Here is a 15997-nt window from a genome sequence, read left to right as displayed (position 1 = left end):
TTCGTCCCAAACGGAAGGATTGCGCCTGCATGCTGCGCCTGTGGGTGAGTTCGGCGGCCCCGCTGTCCGCGCGCGCCGTCGTCAACACGCGCGCCTTCTGCGAAGCGCACATGCCGGGCCGCTACGAGCTCGAGATCCTGAGCATTGCCGACCACGTGGAGCGCGCGGCCAGCGACGAGGTCATCGCGGCGCCGACCCTGCTGCGCGTCTGGCCCCTGCCGGTGCGCCGCTTCATCGGCGACATGTCGAACCCGGCCCGCCTGCTCGACGGCCTGAACCTGGGGTCCTAGCATGGCGAAAACCCAGCCCGAGGAACCGATGCCGACCGGCTCCGAGGATCCGGACGTGATGCGCGCGGAGCTGGAAGAACTGCGCATCCGCCTCGACGAGGCGGAGGAGACCCTGTGGGCCATCCGGCAGGGCGACGTCGACGCGCTGGTCGTGGGCAGCGACATCTACACGCTCGACTCGTCCAACGCGGTGGCCAACAGGCTGCGCCAGGACGTGCTCGCGCAGATGCAGGACGCCGTGCTCGCCTTCGATGCCGACGAGCACGTCGTCTTCATGAATCCGGCTGCGGAGAAGCAGTACGGCAAGGACGCGTCGGCGACCCTGGGACGCCTGAAGGGCGAGGTGTTCACCGAAGTCTGGCCCGAGGGCGAGGGTGCGCGTGAAGCTGCCGCTGAATCCCTGCGTGTGCACGGCGTCTTCCGGGGCAACCTCGTGCACCGGAATGCCGACGGCGCCCAGACGCATGTCGAGACGACGATCTCGGCGCTGCGCGATGGCGACGGGCAGACCACGGGCTTCCTGTACGTGATCCGCGACGTCACCGAAAGAGTGCTCGCGGACCGCGCGCTGGCGCAGACGGCGGCGGCGCTGAAGGAGGCCGACCGCAGGAAGGACGAGTTCCTGGCCACGCTGGCGCACGAACTGCGCAACCCGCTTGCGCCGATCCGCAATGCGCTGCACATCATGGCGCTTTCGCCGGAAGCGCAGGTCAAGGAATCGGCCCGGAACATCATCGAGCGGCAGCTCGCGCAGCTGGTCCACCTGGTGGACGACCTGCTGGACGTGAGCCGCATCAGCCAGGGCAAGGTGGAACTGCGCATCGAACAGGCCGACGTGGTGACGGCCGTGCAGGATGCGCTGGAAACGAGCCAGCCGATGATCCGGGCGGGCAAGCACGAACTGACGCTCGTCGTGCCCCCGCCGCGCACGCTGTTCGTGGCGGCGGACCCCACCCGCCTGTGCCAGATCATCGCGAACCTCCTGAACAACGCGGCGAAATACACCCCCGACGGGGGCCGCATCACGGTGACGGCGGGGCGGCAGGATGGCTTCGCGGTCATCACGGTGGAGGATTCGGGCGTGGGCATCCCGGTGCAGTTGCTGCCGCGCGTGTTCGACATGTTCACGCAGGTGGACCGGTCGCTGGAACGCTCGCAGGGCGGCCTCGGCATCGGCCTGGCGCTCGTGCGGCAGCTCGTCGAGATGCATGGCGGCCAGGTCGAAGCCGCCAGCGATGGGCCGGGCACCGGCTCGAAATTCACGGTGCGCCTGCCGATGTCGGACATGCGGCCGCCCGCCGAACCGGGCGGGGGCGGGCCCAGGCTGCATGCCTCGGGCGACAAGGGCGTTCGCGTGCTGGTGGTGGACGACAACGTGGACGGCGCGGCGACGATGGCGCAGTTCCTCGGAATCCTCGGCTACGAGACCCTCATGGTGCACGATGGACTGGCAGCGGTCAGCGCCGCGGCGTCGTTCCGCCCGGGCGTGGTCATCCTGGACATCGGCTTGCCGAGCCTGGACGGCCATGAAGTCGCCAGGCGCATCCGCCAGGCGCCGGGTGGCAGCGGGATCCTGCTGATCGCGGTGAGCGGCTGGGGCCAGGCCGAAGACCGGCGGAAGTCGAAGGAGGCCGGATTCGACCGCCACTTCGTGAAACCCGTGGAACTGGAAATGCTGATGGAAGTCATGGGGGTGGTGTCAGCCGCGAGGCACGAAGCCGTCGACGACACGTGACCGCCCGGCCCGCGATCGAGGCCGAGGGGTCTGGATTGAAGAGCGGGATCGGCAGTCGAAGGCGCGTGCGGCCTCAGCCGAACGGCCCGATGTGGAAGACCATGCTGACGATCGCGAACAGGCCGACCAGCAGCAGGATCAGCGCCGTCACCAGCGTGAACGAAGGCGGAAAGCCGCTCTCGCCGTGGACCAGGCCTGCGGCCTTCATCTCGGAGCGGATGCGGCGCAGCCCCAGCATGAACTGCACGTGGTAGACGATGCCGATCGCCAGCATCAGGATGCCCAGCGACACGAGTGCCGTGCCGAAATTGCGCGGCGCGTTGACGTTGCGTATGACTTCGTTGTGGGCGAGCTTGTCGAACACCTGGTAGATCGTGAAGCCGAAGCTGATCAGCGACAAGGAAGTGCGCAGCACCGACATCAGCGTCCGGTCGGCACTCATGCGCGTGCGCTGGAAGGACATGCCGGTGCGGCGCATCGACATGTCCGTGCGGCGCCGCGACAGGGTCGTCCGGTAGGTCGAGAGGTCGGTGCGGTGCTCCGACAGGGCCGTGCGGTGCTCCGACAGCGAGGTGCGGTGCGTCGACAGGTGCGTCCGATGCCGCGACAGCACGGTCGACGGATCCGTCGGCGGCGGCTGGATGTCGGGCTCCGGCGGCGGCGCCGTTTCCGCCACCCGCGCCGGGCGCTCCAGGGATTCCCGCTCGTCCACGGTGGGGTCGTCCATGCAGTGCTCCTTCGGCCTCTCAGGCGTTCGCGCGCTGGCGCTCGCGCACGTCCTCGAGGTCGCGTTCGAGGAAGTAGCTGAGGAAGGTGCGGATCACCGCGATGCCATCGGGCAGCACGATGGCCGGCTCCGTCAGCCACGCCAGCCATTCACGCATGGATCACCCCGGCGCCCGCTTCACGCAGCGGAAGCCCACGTGGCTGGTCGACGTGTCCACCGGCTGCGCATGCCGTGCCGCCGGCCGGTAGCGCCGGCAGTAGTTGGGCGCGCACAGGTGCGAGCCGCCCTTGAGCACCTTGCGCGCGATGCGCACTTCCGGCTGGCAGGGATCGAAGCTGCCCTGCTCGCTGCCGCCGCGCGGGTTTACGGGCGCGCAGCACGGGCGCTGCGCGCTGTCGGCGTGGGCGGCGGCGTACCAGTCCTGCGTCCACTCCCAGACGTTGCCGATCATGTCCAGCAGGCCGTGCCCATTGGGGGGAAACGCGTCGACGGGCGAGGTGCGCTCGAAGCCGTCGGTGGCGAGGTTCTGGTGCGGGAAGCTGCCCTGCCACGTGTTGGCCATGTGGCGGCCCTGCGGCATGAACTCCGGGCCCCAGGCGAACTCGGCGTCCTCCAGGCCGCCGCGCGCCGCGAACTCCCATTCGGCCTCGGTCGGCAGCTCCTTGCCGGCCCAGGCCGCGTACGCGGCGACGTCGCGCCACGCGACGTGCACCACCGGATGGTCGTGCAGGCCTTCGATCCTGCTGCCGGGGCCCTGCGGATGGCGCCAGTCGGCGCCGAAGCAGAACTGCCACCAGTTCGCGAAGTTGTGCAGGTCCACCGGGCCGGGCGGCTGCATGAACAGCAGCGAGCCGGGCTGCAGCATCTCCGGCAGCGCGCCCGGATAGTCGGCGGCATCGGGGGCGATTTCGGCAAAGGTGACGTAGGCCGTGGCCTCGACGAAGGCACGGAACTGCGCGTTGGTGACGGGCGTGCGGTCGATCCAGAATCCGCCGACCTGCACGAAGTGCGCGGGCTTCTCTTCCGGGTAGTGCCGGTCCGATCCCATGCGGAAGGTGCCGCCCGGGATCCACACCATGTCCGCGGCATCCGCCGCCGCGCCGGCATCGGCTCCCATCACTGCGTTCATCGGCAGGCTCCGTCTCGCATCACAGGGGGAAATGCATGTTCAGGCCGAAGAACAGCTGGAACTTCGGCAGGCCGTCGCCGTCGCCCGGCCGTAGAAGCGGCCGGTGCAGGCGTCCTGCAGGTTCACTCCCACCGCCGGATGCGGCGGGTTGTTGGCGGCGTTCATCTCCTCCGTGCTGGGCTGGGCCCAGCACGGAGCGGCGGCGACGCAGGCCCAGAGCAGGATGTTGCGCACGTCGGACCTTCGGCGGCGTCAGCCCGCGCCTGCCGGCGGCTCCGCCATCATCTTCAGCGCATCGTCGATGGTGAACGTGTTGGGGGTCTGCACCGGCGGAAAGTCCTTGAAGGTCGAGGCGAACTTCGCGGCCACCGCCTGGGCCCCGTACACGATGTAGGCCCGCTGGATCACCCAGTCCCAGTAGCTGTTCGAGGTGATGTCGGCATACTCGTACGGGTCGGTACGCAGGTTGTAGAGTTTCACGCCCCGCAGCCGCACGAACGGGTCCACCCAGACCGCCATGGTGCCCTGCGTGCGCTGCTCCATGAAGACCATCTTCCAGTTTTCGTAGCGCAGGGCGAGCATGTCGCCGTCGTCGCTGAAGTAGAAGAACAGCTTGCGCGGGCTCTCCTTCGCTTCGCCTGTCAGGTAGGGCAGCAGGTTGAATCCGTCGATATGGTTCTTGTAGGTGCGGCCGATCGCCGGGTAGCCGCCCTTGACCTTCTCGACGATGTCGGGCTCGCCGGCCAGCGCCAGGAAGGTGGGCAGCCAGTCGTGGTGCTGCACGATGCCATTGGCCACGGAGCCGGGGGCGATCCTGCCGGGCCAGCGCACCAGCAGGGGAATGCGGAAGGCGCCTTCCCAATTCGTGTTCTTCTCGCTGCGGAAGGGCGTGGTTCCGGCGTCGGGCCAGGAGTTGCGGTGCGGCCCGTTGTCCGTGGAGTACTGGACGAAGGTGTTCTCCGCGATGCCCAGTTCGTCCAGCAGGTCCAGCATCTGGCCGACGTTGCGGTCGTGGTCGATCATCGTGTCGTGGTAGGGCGATTGCCAGATGCCCGCCTGGCCCAGGCTGGACGTCTTGGTGTGGGTGACGAAGTGCATGTGCGTGGTGTTCAGCCACACGAACCAGGGCTTGCCGGCCTTCTCCTGGCGCCGGATGAAGTCCTGCGCGGCGGCGGCGAAGTCGTCGTCGCACGTCAGCATGCGCTCCCGCGTGAGCGGGCCGGTGTCCTCGATCTTCTGCTTGCCGACGCGGCCCCAGCGCGGCTGCTCGGCCGCATCGTCCTTGTCGGTCGCCCACGAGCGCATCACGCCGCGCGGACCGAACTGCGCCTTGAAGCCCGCGGCTTGCGGGTAGTCCGCCTGCTCGGGCTCCTCCTCGGCGTTCAGGTGATAGAGGTTGCCGTAGAACTCGTCGAAGCCATGGTTGGTCGGCAGGTGCTCGTTGCGGTCCCCGAGGTGGTTCTTGCCGAACTGGCCGGTGGCGTAGCCCTGCGCCTTCAGCAGCGCGGCGATCGTGACGATCTTCTCGGACATGCCCTTTGGCGCGCCCGGAATGCCCACCTTCGACAGACCCGTGCGGTACACGCTCTGCCCGGTGATGAACGACGAGCGCCCGGCGGTGCAGCTCTGCTCGCCGTAGCTGTCGGTGAACATCATCCCTTCGCGCGCGATGCGGTCGATGTTCGGCGTGCGATAGCCCATCAGGCCGTGGGAGTAGCAACTCAGGTTGGAGATGCCGATGTCGTCGCCCCAGATGACGAGGATGTTGGGCTTCCTGGAAGTCGTGGCCATGGGGACTCCTTTCCTTCGGGAGGGCTGCGTTTCAGACGCCGAGAAGAGGTGGGGGGAAATAGCTGCCGTCCGCCATCGTCGCAGCCCGGAGGAAGCCGACGATGCCCTGCTTCACCGCGCCGTCGTTCCAGGAGGGCAGCGGATCCGCTTGCGCCAGCGCCGCCGCCGGTCCCGAAGCGAACACGAACAGCAGCCAGAGCCGCAGCCAGCCGCGCAGGAAGTTCGTCACGCGTGCCGGCTCCCCGCCGGCGCGTGGCTCCCCGCGCGCCACTTCACATAGGGCCCGGTGGCGATGCCGCCCACGAGGAGGACCAGCAGGACGGCCGCAAGGACCGACGCCCGGTCCGGCTCCGCGTGCAGCACCGCGATCGCCACCGCGGGGTGCCGCGTGCAGGTGGACAGCGCCAGTACCGTGCGCTCGTCCGGGTCCGGGCCGCCGAGCAGGTGGCCTATCGCCAGGCCGGCCAGCGTAAAGACGATGATCGCCACCAGCGTGAAATGGCCGAGCAAGGACAGCATCTTCGGCCACACCTGCAGCAGCACGGGGATGCAGGCGAGCGCCAGCAGCGCGCCCGAGGCGATCGCCAGCGGGCGCACCACGTGCTGCGCCAGCGCCGGCGCCGCATGGCGTACCAAGGCGCCGAGCAGCAGCGGCAACAGCATCCAGGTGGCGACGATGCGCGCGATGGAGCCCATGGAGATCTGCACCGGCTTGTCGAGCACGTGGCCCAGCAGCGCGATCATGGCCGGCACCAGCACGATGGACAGCGCCGCCGACACGAACACCAGCCCCATCGTGTACGCGCGCGGCCCGCCGGCCTTCAGCTCCTTGCCGGGCAGGATGGGCGGCACCGGCCCCAGGGACATGGCCATCAGCGACACCACCACGGCATGCTCCAACTGCTGGACGAAAGCGAGGCCCAGCGCAACCGCGAACAGGGGCATGACCACGTTCATCGCCAGCACGGAGCGCAGCAGCAGGGAAGGGCGACGCAGAAGGTGCAGGAGGTCGCCGAACCGGGTCTCCAGCGCCACCGACAGCAGCAGGCCGGCCATGCTCAGGGTGATGGCCAGGGGAATGAGTTGCGCCCACGTCATGCAAACCCCGCAGCGCGAGATCATGGCGAGCGTGCCGCACCGCAGGAATTGGACGTTGGTCCAACGGCTGCGGCAGAGTCGGAACAGGAGGCCGTCGAGTCGGTTCAGCTCGCCGGCGCACCGTTTCGCCGGGGCCTCAGTCCTTCAACAGCCGCGCCTTGACGCTGCGCCCCTTGATGCGTCCTTCGTTCAGGCGCGCCGCCACGTCGCGCGCGATGCCGCGCTCCACCGCGACGTAAGTGGCGAACTCGTTGATGTCGATCCTGCCCACCTGCTCGCGGGTGTAGCCAAGGTCGGCCGTGAGCGCGCCCAGCACGTCGCCCGGGCGGATCTTCTCCTTCCGGCCGGCCTGGATGTGGACGGTCGCCATGGCCGGCAGCAGGCGGCCGCCGGGGGCCGCCGTGAGCTCGGCGAGGCCGTGCCAGACCGATTCCCGCCCCTGCAACTGCTCGATGCGGCCGACGGCCCCCATCTCGTCGAGGCTGGCGAGGCTGAGCGCCAGGCCGGTCTCGCCGGCACGGCCCGTGCGGCCGATCCGGTGCACGTGCAGTTCCGGATCGGGAGGCATGTCGACGTTGATGACGGCGGCGAGGCCCGCGACGTCGAGCCCCCGCGCGGCCACGTCGGTGGCGACCAGCACCGAGCAACTGCCGTTCGCGAAGCGCACCAGCACCTGGTCGCGGTCCCGCTGCTCCAGTTCGCCGTGCAGCGCGAGCGCGCTGTAGCCCTGCGCCTGCAGCAGTTCCACCAGCTCGCGGCAACGCGCCCGGGTGTTGCAGAAGGCGAGCGTGCTCGCCGGACGGAAGTGATCCAGCAGGCGCGCCACCGTCGCCAGGCGCTGGGATTCGGTCACCTCGTACCAGCGCTGCTCGATCTGCTCGCCGCCGTGCTGCGCCTCGACCTTCACCGTGACGGGTTCGCGCAGGTACTGCGCCGCGAGCGTGGCGATGCCTTCCGGATACGTCGCCGAGAACAGCAGGGTCTGGCGCTGCGCCGGGCAGCGTCGCGCCACCTTCGCGATGTCGTCGATGAACCCCATGTCGAGCATGCGGTCCGCCTCGTCGAGCACGAGGGTGTTCAGGGCTTCGAGCTGCAGGTTGCCGCGATCGAGGTGATCGAGGATGCGACCCGGCGTGCCGACCACGATGTGCGCTCCGTACCCGAGGCTGGTGGTCTGGCCCCGCAGCGGGACGCCGCCCGCGAGCGTGACGACCTTGACGTTGTCCTCGGCGCGGGCGAGGCGGCGGACCTCGGTGGTGACCTGGTCCGCCAGCTCGCGCGTGGGGCACAGCACCAGTGCCTGCACCGCGAAGCGGCGCGCATCGAGCCTGGCCAGCAAGGCCAGCGCGAAGGCAGCGGTCTTCCCGCTGCCCGTCTTGGCCTGCGCGATCAGGTCCCGGCCCGAAAGGGCGATCGGCAGGCTGGCGGCCTGGATCGCCGTCATCTCCAGGTAGCCGAGACGGTGCAGGTTGTCCAGCGTGGCGGGCGGCAGGGAAAGCGTATCGAAACTGGTCCGGGGTTCTTGGGGCATGGCCCGATCATTCCACAGTGCTCCGGCGGACAATGCACCCTTCACCCTCTCCGCGAAGAAATCCGTGAGTCAATCCTCTGCATGGCCCGGCAAGATCATGGCGCTGCTGCGCGCCGGCAATCCGGCGGCCGCCATCGCCCAGATCAAGGTGGCGCCCAGCGTCCGCGAACTGCGTGCACTGGAAAAGGCGCTCGTCGCCGCGCAGCTGGCGGGCCGGTGGCCCGACGTCGATGCCGCCGTCGCCGACAGCGTGAGCGCGCTCTCCGGCCCGAGGCTGCACCGGTCGCCATGACCGTCGCAACCTTTGCGTCCTTGGGGCTCTCCCCACCCCTGCTGCAGGCGTGCGCCGAGGTGGGCTACACCACCCCCACGGCGATCCAGGCCGAGGCCATCCCGCCCCTGCTGCGCGGGCAGGACCTGCTCGGCCTGGCGCCGACCGGCTCCGGCAAGACCGCGGCGTTCGCGCTGCCCTTGCTGCAGCGGGTCATCGCGGGCCGGCAGCATGCCTATCGGCGAGTGCGGGCGCTGGTGCTGGTGCCCACGCGCGAACTGGCGCAGCAGGTCGGCCAGACCTTCCGCCGCCTGGGCACGTCCTGCCCCCGTCCGCTCAAGGTGGCGGTGCTGCACGGCGGGGTTTCGCCCAATCCGCAGATGATGGCGCTGCGGGGTGGCTGCGACGTCGTGGTGGCCACGCCGGGACGCTTGCTGGACCTGCTGGATCGCAATGCGGTGAGGCTGGACACCGTCGAGGCGCTGGTACTCGACGAGGCCGACCGCCTGCTGGACCTGGGCTTTTCCGCCGAACGCGAACGCGTGTTCGCGGCACTCCCGGCGGACCGTCAGAACCTGCTGTTCTCGGCAACCTTTCCGCCCGAGGTGCAGGCGCTGGCCGACGGCTTGCTGCGCGACGCCGTGCGCATCGAGGCCGCCGCCGAGGCGCGGGCGGAACCCGCGATCGTCCAGCGCGTGATCGCGGTGGACGCGCCGCGCCGCACCGAGCTGCTGCGCCAGCTGGTGAAGCAGGAGGGCTGGCGGCGCGTGCTGGTGTTCGTGGCCACGCGTTACGCCACCGAGCACGTCGCGCGCAAGCTGCACGAGCGCGGCATCCGCGCCGCGGCGCTGCACGGGGAGAAGAGCCAGTCGCACCGCACCGGCGTGCTGGAGGAATTCAGGGACGGCCGCTGGGACGTGCTGGTGACCACCGATCTCGCGGCCCGCGGCATCGACATCCGCGGGCTGGAGGTGGTGGTCAACTACGACCTGCCGCGCTCGGCGGACGACTACGTGCATCGCATCGGCCGCACGGGCCGCGCGGGCGCCAGCGGGCTGGCCGTGAGCTTCGCGAGCGCCGCCACGGAGGCGCATTTCCAGTTGATCGAGAAGCGGAACGGGCTGCTGCTGCCGCGGGAGCGGGTGGCGGGCTTCGAGCCGGTGGAGGCGGCCCCGCCGCCGTCCGAGGCCCCGGCCGGCACCGGCGGGGTGAAGGGAAAGAGACCGAGCAAGAAGGACAAGCTACGGGCCGCGGCGGCCGCCGCGGCGCAGCGCGGGACGAAGGTCTAGGGTCGGCTCGAGCATGGGACCTTCGTCCAATACGGCGCCGACGGGCGCCGCGCGAGGATCAATGGTTTCGCCGCAACTTCCATACGGAGGGTTCTCATGCAACGACGCAAGTTCCTCATCGCAGTCCCCACCCTCGCCGCCGTGGGCGCCACTGCCCACGCCCAGGGCGACAAGGGCGCCAAGCAGTCCGAGGTCAAGGCCAAGGCCACGCAGGCGCTGCAGGACTTCTACAAGGCCGATCCCAATCTCAAGGCCGCCGTGTCGAAGGCGCCCGGCTACGCCGTGTTCACGACGTACGGCCTCAGCTTCGGCCTCGGCGGGGCCGGCGGCAAGGGCGTCGCGCACGACGCCAAGACCGGCAAGGACACGTTCATGAACGTCGCGCAGGCGAGCGCGGGCTTCCAGCTCGGCGCGTCGGACACGCGGTATCTCTTCGTCTTCGACAGCCCGAAGGCGCTGGCCGACTTCATCGACAAGGGCTGGGAGGCCTCGGCCAGCGCAGCCGCGGGCGCGGGCACGGGGACCAGCGCCGCCAACGTCGGGGCAGGCGCCGGCAACGTGCAGGGCGGCAGGTTCTTCGCCCTGACCAAGGCTGGCCTGCAGGCGGGCGCGGCGGTGTCCGGCCTGAAGGCCTGGAAGGACGGCGACCTGAACTGAGCGAAGGCGAACGCTACTTCTTCGCGCCGGATGCATTGCCCGCAACCGGCGCGGAGCGCGCATCTTCGAGCAGCCGGTAAGCCACGTAGTACTTGTAGATGTTGCGGACGTACGTGGTGGTCTCGATCCCGATCTTCTCCGCCGTCACGACCTCGACGTTGTTGAACCACTTGTCCTGGTCGAGTCCGCGCTTCGCCGCCTCCTTGCGCATCTTGCCGATGTTGCCCGGCCCCGCGTTGTAGGCGGCGAAGGCAAAAAGGGAGCGGTCCGCCTCGCTGAATTTCGCGTCCGGGAAGTGACGCGTCATCAACTGGTCCATGTACTTGGCCCCGGCATGGATGTTCGGCTCGAGCGTCGTGATGTCGCCGACGTTCAGCTCCTTGCCGGTGGCAGGCATCACCTGCATCACGCCGATCGCGCCGACGTGGCTGCGCGCTTCCTGCCGCAGCTGCGATTCCTGGTAGCCCTGCGCCGCGAGCATGAGCGGGTCGAACTTGTACCGGGTGCCGTACTTGCTGAACAGCGCAAGGGTGTCCTCGAAGCGCTTGGCCTCGGCCCCGCTGGAGTTGTTGCGGATCTGCTTGACGCGCCTGAAGTACTGGGCCACGCGCGCGTCCAGCGTCCCCTGCTTCTTGGCGTAGTTCGCGAAGAAGTCGACGATCTCCGCCTCCAGCTTGGGACTGTTCTTCCGGATGCCCCAGCCGATCGCGCCCTCCTGGCGCAGGACCAGGTCGTCGCGCAGCCTGACCTTCGGCAGGACCTGCGCCCAGACCCGCCCCAGCCAGTCGTCGACCACGACCACGTCGAGCACGCCGGCATTCAGCATCTCCAGCTTGTCCTCGTCTGCCAGCGCGTCGGGCAGCGGGATCACCTTGGCCGGCGCCTTGCCCGCAGCCTGGAACCGCTGGTTGAGCGCCGCCACGCTTTCCGCGAAACTCGTCGACGGCCGGACGTGCAAGGTCTTGCCCGAGAGATCGTCCAGCGACTTGATCTCCGGGGCCTTGGGACCGGTGGCGATCAGTTCGCGCACCTTCACGCCTTCCTTGGGCGCCACGAAGTCGAGGACCTTGCGGCGCTCGTCCGTCACAGTGATGTTCCCGGCGGCAATGTCCCCCACGCCCTGGCTCACGCCGGCCAGGAGCTTGTCTTGCGTCGTCGGGACCAGGACGACGGTCAGGGGCCTCTTTCCGAGTTGCTTGCCGTACTTGCGGTTCAGGTGGCGCTCGAAATCGCGCAGGTTCTCCGCCGTGATCCCGCGCTCCTGTCCCTTGTCGATGAAGAACAGGGTCCTGCCGGGCGGCACCAGCACGCGGATGAGGCGCCGCTCCACCATCTGGTCGAAGTCGCCCTGCCGGGCCTGGTTTTCGAGACTGAGCTGGCGCCCCGTCGAAGGAGACGGTTTGCCTTGCGCTGAAACGAGAGGTGCGGTGCCCAGCAGAAAGGCCGCAAGGAGCGTCATGCGCCCGAGGCGCGCGGCACACGAACGCCAGGGCAGGGAATGCAAGGGCGGGCATCGCATGACGGCCTCCAGGATCGTTCTTGCCGGCGGATTCTGTCGGGGAGAGGCGGCGCAGGTATCGTTACGTTACGCCGCACGGTCCGGGCGCACATTGGACCAAGGACCTAGGGCTGAGCGGGGGCGAGCGAGAGCGTCGTGGCCGCGAGAAACCAGGCCGCGGCGGCGATCCGACCCAACTGCGTCATTTCGTGGCCGCGCCTGCGCTGCCGTCGCCGAGGACGTCCAGCCGGTAGCCAACGTTGTACACGGCACCCAGCTTGAACCCGTTCTCGGGCCGCAGCTTCATCTTGCCGCGCACCATCGAAACCAGCGTGTCCAGCGTCCGCGAGTTGAGCTCCACGCCGAAACCCCACAGCGCCTCGGTGAGGTGGCGCCGGGACAGCGGCTGCCCGACGTTCTTGAACAGGAAGAGCGCCAGGTCGTACTCGCGCCCGCGCAGGTCGATGGGGCTACCCTTCATCGTCACCGCGCGCGTCCTGGTGTCGAATTCCACGTCGCCGAAGCGCCGCACGTCCGACTGTTCCTGCTGGCCGCTGCGTCCGCGCCGCAGCAGCGCGCGCGTGCGGGCCATCAGTTCGCCCACCCGGACGGGCTTGCACATGTAGTCGTCGGCACCGCAGTTCAGGCCGCGCACGATGTCGCATTCCTCGTCGCGCACGGTTACGAACATCACGGGCAGGGTGGTCGAGACCTTTTCGCGGATCCACATCACCAGGTCCGGCCCGCTCATGTCCGGCATCTGCCAGTCGACCAGGAGCAGGTCGAAGGTCTCGGTGCGCATCGCGCGCAGCAGGGCCTTGCCGCTGGTAAAGGTGTGGCAGCCATGGCCCATCGCGCGCATGGTGCTGGCGAGGAGGCTCAACTGCGCCGGATCGTCGTCGACGGCCGCGACGCGGATCTCCATCGACGGCTTCCCCTCCGGGCGGGGGCGCACACTTCCCGAAGCCGGGGACGAGGATTCCCGAAACATGCGGGCACTGTGTCCTCTTGCCCGGAACGATGCGCCCCCCATCGGTGGGGGCGCGCGGGCAGGACGTCAAGCGGGCTGGGTGGCCCGAAGCGCCGCTGCGCACGAATGAAGGCGGGGGGGCGGGCCGTGACGCCAACGATGCGCCGCTCGGCAGTGGAATTCGGGCTTTGCCGCGGCGCCGCATCCATGGCATGCTGGGCCCGATGCAGGCCGAGCTTGCCCGAGCTGACACCCGCCCGCCGGTGTTCGAACGCGCCGGGAGCACCCCACGCTCCCGCATCCGCTATGCCGCGCCCGCCGCGCTCGATCCCGAGCTGACGCTCAAGGCGACCGCGCCGCGCACGCCGCGCGCGCTGATCACGCGCGAACGGCTGTCCCTCGACGCCCCCCTGCTGGTCGACCGGCATGCGCTGCTGGTGCAGGCACCCGCCGGCTACGGCAAGACTTCCCTGCTCACGCAGTGGCGCAGGCAGGCCTTGCAGCGCGGCGCCGTCGTCGTGTGGCTGTCGCTCGACGAGGCCGACGGGCCGCAGCGTTTCGTGCAGGGACTGCGCACGGCGCTCGCGGTCGGGGGCGGCGGGGCGCTGGAGTCGCGCGTGGGCGAACTCGCGTCGGGAACGCAGCAGGCCATGGACGGTCCGACGAACTGGCTGGCGCGCGTCGCGCTTCTGTCCAGCGAGGTCCTGCTGATGCTGGACAACGTGCATCTCGCGCCCGAAGCGGCCGCGCGGGATTACCTCCGCTACCTGGTGCTCAACGCACCCGCGAACCTGAGCCTGGTGTTGGCCAGCCAGGTCCCGCTGCCCGGCTTCGTGTCGTACGCGGCGGGGGATGGCGGACTGGCCGTGGTCACCGCGCGCGACCTCCTGTTCAGCCGGGCCGAAGTCGCCCAGGTGCTGCGGCGCCGGCTCGGCAAGCGGGTCGAACCCGTGCACGGGCTGCGCGCGTTCGAGCTGACCGGCGGCTGGCCGCTGGGGGTGCAGATGATCGGCTCGGCCGCGCTGGACAGCGCCGACATCGAGCAGGTGCTGGAGCGGGCCCACCAGGGCTTCGGCGGCTTCGACCAGTACCTGCAGCGCTTCGTGCTCGGGGAACTGCCGCAGGAGGACGTCGATTTCCTCATCCGCGTGAGCGACCCGCCGCTGCTGAACGGGGAACTGTGCGCGGCGATCACCGGGCGGCCGGACAGTCCCGCAGTGTTGAACCGGCTGGTCGACATGGCACCCTTGTTCGACCCGCTCGTGAGCGGCGGCTGGGTGCGCCTGCACAGCCTCGCGCGCGGGCACCTGCGGCGGCGCGCGGACATGGAGCTCGACGAGTCGGAGCGCACGCGCCTGCACCTGCGGGCCGCGAAGTGGTTCGCGGCCAGGGACATGGCGGAGCATGCGGTGGAACACGCGCTGGCGGCGCGCCAGCACGAACTGGCCTACGACCTGGCCCAGAAGAGCCTGCCCGTGATCTGGGGGCGGGGCGACTTCGACCGGGCGCTGCGCTGGGTGGATGCGATCCCCGAATCCGAGCTGCTGGCGCGTCCCTCGCTGGCCGTGACCGCGGCGTCGGTGCTGGCCAACTCCGCCCGGCACGAGGCCAAGCGCGAGCGGCTGGTCCGGGGCCTGCTGCGGCGCCCCGGCGCGGAGCCTGCCCTGCGGCGCGAAGCCGCGGCGGTCCTGCTGCGCGCAGCCACCTGTCGCGACGACGGCGCCGCGGTGTCCCGCCTCGTGGGCGAGTGGGAGGGCGAATTCGGCAAGGGCTGCATCGCCCTCGACCTCTTCCTGACCTTCGCCCGCAGCCTCATGAGCCTGTACGCGGGGCAGGTCGAGCTGTCGCGGCACGTCTGGACGCTGCTGAAGGTGCCGCGCGGGCATCCGGACACCACCTTGGCGTCCTTCTTCCGCCGCGCGAGCGAGGGCGACAGCTTCCAGTGGGACGCCAATCCGGGCGAAGCCGTTGCGATCCTGGAGCCGCTCCTGGGCGAGCTCGAATCGGCGCTGGGACGGCGCAGCACCTTCGCGACCGCGGTGGCCGCGCTGCTGGCCGCGGCGCGCTGGCACCGGGGCGAGCGGGCGCAGGCGCACGAGCTGCTGGCGGACCGGCTCGACGTGCTGGAGCGGGTGCAGATGTTCCGGCCGGTGATCCTCGGCTTCGGAACGGCGGCGCGGCTGGCGGTCGCCGAGGGCGACGAAGCGCGGGCGCTCGGACTGCTGCAGCGGCTGTGCTTCCTGGGCGAATTGCAGGACGTGCCCCGCTACGTCGTCGAGTCCCTCGTCGAGCAGATCCGGTTCCACTCGCACGCCCGCCGGGCGGCCGCCTGCGCCGACCTGCTCGCGCGGCTGGAGCAGGTCTGCGCCTCGCCTGCGGTGCAGGCCCACGCCTGGGGCAGCGGCTACCGCGGGGTCGTCCTGTGCCTGGCGCGTGCCTACACGGCCCTGGCGGCGAAAGACCACGAGGCAGCCCTGCCGCACGTCGAGGCCGGACTGCCGGCGGCCGCGGCCCTGCGGCTGGGCCGCCAGCGCCTGATGTTCCAGCTGCTGCGGGCGCTGGCGAAATACCGCACCGGGCGTCCCGGGGCCGAGCAGGACCTGCACGAAGCGGCCAGCTTCGCCGCCGCGTACGGCCTGGACGCGATCCTCCAGGACACCCACCCCGACTTGCGGAACCTGATGCCGGCGGCCCTCGAACCCGCCGCTCCCTCGCCGGGCGAGCCGCCGCAGCCGCGTCCCGAGCCGGGCGCGGCGCCGGCGTTCCGCGTCATCGAGACGCAGCTGCTGACGCCGCGCGAACGCGAAGTCCTGCGCTGCCTCGCACTGGGCCTGCCGAACAAGCGGATCGCGGCTTCCCTCGGCCTCGGGGACGAGACGGTGAAGTGGCACGTCAAGAACCTGCTGAGCAAGCTCGGCGGCGCGAATCGCAAGCACGTGCTGGACCGCGCACGGCAGATCGGCGTGCTGGTGAGCGGGGGTCCGGACGAGGCTGGCGCCCGGCCGGCATGA

General features: G+C 70.0%; 16 protein-coding genes. 6 read left to right on the top strand and 10 right to left on the bottom strand.

Going from position 1 to position 15997, the window contains the following annotated elements; all coding sequences use genetic code 11:
• The first annotated feature begins 29 nt into the window (after positions 1 to 29).
• The gene (locus tag JJ685_RS20995; protein WP_201676302.1) at positions 30 to 290 is read left to right on the top strand and encodes a circadian clock KaiB family protein; all 261 of its coding nucleotides are present in this window, start codon (positions 30 to 32) and stop codon (positions 288 to 290) included.
• A gap of 1 nt (position 291) precedes the next feature.
• Positions 292 to 2025, top strand: a complete 1734-nt coding sequence (locus tag JJ685_RS20990) for a hybrid sensor histidine kinase/response regulator (protein ID WP_201676301.1) — start codon at positions 292 to 294, stop codon at positions 2023 to 2025.
• Positions 2026 to 2098: 73 nt separating this feature from the next.
• On the opposite strand, the gene JJ685_RS20985 is transcribed toward JJ685_RS20990, so the two are convergent.
• The 8 genes from JJ685_RS20985 to dbpA all read right to left on the bottom strand — a co-directional run bounded on the left by JJ685_RS20985 (position 2099) and on the right by dbpA (position 8301).
• Entirely contained in the window at positions 2099 to 2752 is a 654-nt protein-coding gene (locus tag JJ685_RS20985) for a YidH family protein (protein WP_201676300.1), read from the bottom strand.
• Between the two features lie 19 nt (positions 2753 to 2771).
• A complete protein-coding gene (locus JJ685_RS20980) occupies positions 2772 to 2909 on the bottom strand; it encodes a hypothetical protein (RefSeq protein WP_201676299.1) in 138 nt (45 codons plus the stop codon).
• Between the two features lie 3 nt (positions 2910 to 2912).
• On the bottom strand, positions 2913 to 3881 hold the full coding sequence (locus JJ685_RS20975; RefSeq protein WP_201676298.1) for a formylglycine-generating enzyme family protein: 969 nt from the start codon (positions 3879 to 3881) through the stop codon (positions 2913 to 2915).
• A gap of 39 nt (positions 3882 to 3920) precedes the next feature.
• Positions 3921 to 4115, bottom strand: coding sequence for a hypothetical protein (locus JJ685_RS20970; protein ID WP_201676297.1), 195 nt, complete (start codon positions 4113 to 4115; stop codon positions 3921 to 3923).
• Positions 4116 to 4133: 18 nt separating this feature from the next.
• Entirely contained in the window at positions 4134 to 5672 is a 1539-nt protein-coding gene (locus JJ685_RS20965; protein WP_201676296.1) for an arylsulfatase, read from the bottom strand.
• A gap of 31 nt (positions 5673 to 5703) precedes the next feature.
• Positions 5704 to 5901, bottom strand: coding sequence for a hypothetical protein (locus JJ685_RS20960; protein WP_201676295.1), 198 nt, complete (start codon positions 5899 to 5901; stop codon positions 5704 to 5706).
• The gene (locus tag JJ685_RS20955) at positions 5898 to 6770 is read right to left on the bottom strand and encodes a hypothetical protein (protein WP_201676294.1); all 873 of its coding nucleotides are present in this window, start codon (positions 6768 to 6770) and stop codon (positions 5898 to 5900) included. Before JJ685_RS20955 ends, JJ685_RS20960 begins: the two co-directional genes overlap by 4 nt.
• 136 nt (positions 6771 to 6906) lie before the next feature.
• A complete protein-coding gene (gene dbpA / locus JJ685_RS20950) occupies positions 6907 to 8301 on the bottom strand; it encodes an ATP-dependent RNA helicase DbpA (protein WP_201676293.1) in 1395 nt (464 codons plus the stop codon).
• Positions 8302 to 8365: 64 nt separating this feature from the next.
• On the opposite strand from dbpA, the gene JJ685_RS20945 reads away from it, so the two are divergent.
• The 3 genes from JJ685_RS20945 to JJ685_RS20935 all read left to right on the top strand — a co-directional run bounded on the left by JJ685_RS20945 (position 8366) and on the right by JJ685_RS20935 (position 10518).
• Positions 8366 to 8593, top strand: coding sequence for a hypothetical protein (locus tag JJ685_RS20945; RefSeq protein WP_201676292.1), 228 nt, complete (start codon positions 8366 to 8368; stop codon positions 8591 to 8593).
• Positions 8590 to 9861: a DEAD/DEAH box helicase gene (locus JJ685_RS20940; RefSeq protein ID WP_201676291.1), complete on the top strand. Its 1272-nt coding sequence runs from the start codon at positions 8590 to 8592 to the stop codon at positions 9859 to 9861. The genes JJ685_RS20945 and JJ685_RS20940 overlap by 4 nt, the downstream gene beginning before the upstream one ends.
• A gap of 96 nt (positions 9862 to 9957) precedes the next feature.
• The gene (locus JJ685_RS20935) at positions 9958 to 10518 is read left to right on the top strand and encodes a YSC84-related protein (RefSeq protein WP_201676290.1); all 561 of its coding nucleotides are present in this window, start codon (positions 9958 to 9960) and stop codon (positions 10516 to 10518) included.
• A gap of 13 nt (positions 10519 to 10531) precedes the next feature.
• Here the strand turns inward: JJ685_RS20935 and JJ685_RS20930 are convergent, their stop codons facing one another.
• Both JJ685_RS20930 and JJ685_RS20925 read right to left on the bottom strand, forming a co-directional pair.
• Positions 10532 to 11977 carry an MltF family protein gene (locus tag JJ685_RS20930; RefSeq protein WP_236599168.1) on the bottom strand — a complete coding sequence of 482 codons (1446 nt, stop codon included), beginning with the start codon at positions 11975 to 11977 and terminating at the stop codon, positions 10532 to 10534.
• Between the two features lie 241 nt (positions 11978 to 12218).
• Positions 12219 to 12941: a response regulator transcription factor gene (locus JJ685_RS20925; protein WP_236599167.1), complete on the bottom strand. Its 723-nt coding sequence runs from the start codon at positions 12939 to 12941 to the stop codon at positions 12219 to 12221.
• Positions 12942 to 13198: 257 nt separating this feature from the next.
• Here JJ685_RS20925 and JJ685_RS20920 point away from each other — a divergent pair, with 257 nt between their 5' ends.
• On the top strand, positions 13199 to 15997 hold the full coding sequence (locus JJ685_RS20920; protein WP_201676288.1) for a LuxR C-terminal-related transcriptional regulator: 2799 nt from the start codon (positions 13199 to 13201) through the stop codon (positions 15995 to 15997).

It is taken from the genome of Ramlibacter monticola, assembly GCF_016722785.1.
In the GTDB taxonomy this organism is placed as follows: domain Bacteria; phylum Pseudomonadota; class Gammaproteobacteria; order Burkholderiales; family Burkholderiaceae_C; genus Ramlibacter; species Ramlibacter monticola.
Note: the sequence above shows the minus strand (reverse complement) of the source record. Positions and strands in the feature narration are given on the sequence as shown.

Bases quoted from the DNA above. Each gene is read 5' to 3' on its own strand.
- JJ685_RS20995 (WP_201676302.1), top strand. From the start codon at position 30: ATGCTGCGCCTGTGGGTGAGTTCGGCGGCCCCGCTGTCCGCGCGCGCC.
- JJ685_RS20990 (WP_201676301.1), top strand. From the start codon at position 292: ATGGCGAAAACCCAGCCCGAGGAACCGATGCCGACCGGCTCCGAGGAT.
- JJ685_RS20985 (WP_201676300.1), bottom strand. From the start codon at position 2,752: ATGGACGACCCCACCGTGGACGAGCGGGAATCCCTGGAGCGCCCGGCG.
- JJ685_RS20980 (WP_201676299.1), bottom strand. From the start codon at position 2,909: ATGCGTGAATGGCTGGCGTGGCTGACGGAGCCGGCCATCGTGCTGCCC.
- JJ685_RS20975 (WP_201676298.1), bottom strand. From the start codon at position 3,881: ATGAACGCAGTGATGGGAGCCGATGCCGGCGCGGCGGCGGATGCCGCG.
- JJ685_RS20965 (WP_201676296.1), bottom strand. From the start codon at position 5,672: ATGGCCACGACTTCCAGGAAGCCCAACATCCTCGTCATCTGGGGCGAC.
- JJ685_RS20955 (WP_201676294.1), bottom strand. From the start codon at position 6,770: ATGACGTGGGCGCAACTCATTCCCCTGGCCATCACCCTGAGCATGGCC.
- dbpA (WP_201676293.1), bottom strand. From the start codon at position 8,301: ATGCCCCAAGAACCCCGGACCAGTTTCGATACGCTTTCCCTGCCGCCC.
- JJ685_RS20940 (WP_201676291.1), top strand. From the start codon at position 8,590: ATGACCGTCGCAACCTTTGCGTCCTTGGGGCTCTCCCCACCCCTGCTG.
- JJ685_RS20935 (WP_201676290.1), top strand. From the start codon at position 9,958: ATGCAACGACGCAAGTTCCTCATCGCAGTCCCCACCCTCGCCGCCGTG.
- JJ685_RS20930 (WP_236599168.1), bottom strand. From the start codon at position 11,977: ATGACGCTCCTTGCGGCCTTTCTGCTGGGCACCGCACCTCTCGTTTCA.
- JJ685_RS20925 (WP_236599167.1), bottom strand. From the start codon at position 12,941: ATGGAGATCCGCGTCGCGGCCGTCGACGACGATCCGGCGCAGTTGAGC.
- JJ685_RS20920 (WP_201676288.1), top strand. From the start codon at position 13,199: ATGCTGGGCCCGATGCAGGCCGAGCTTGCCCGAGCTGACACCCGCCCG.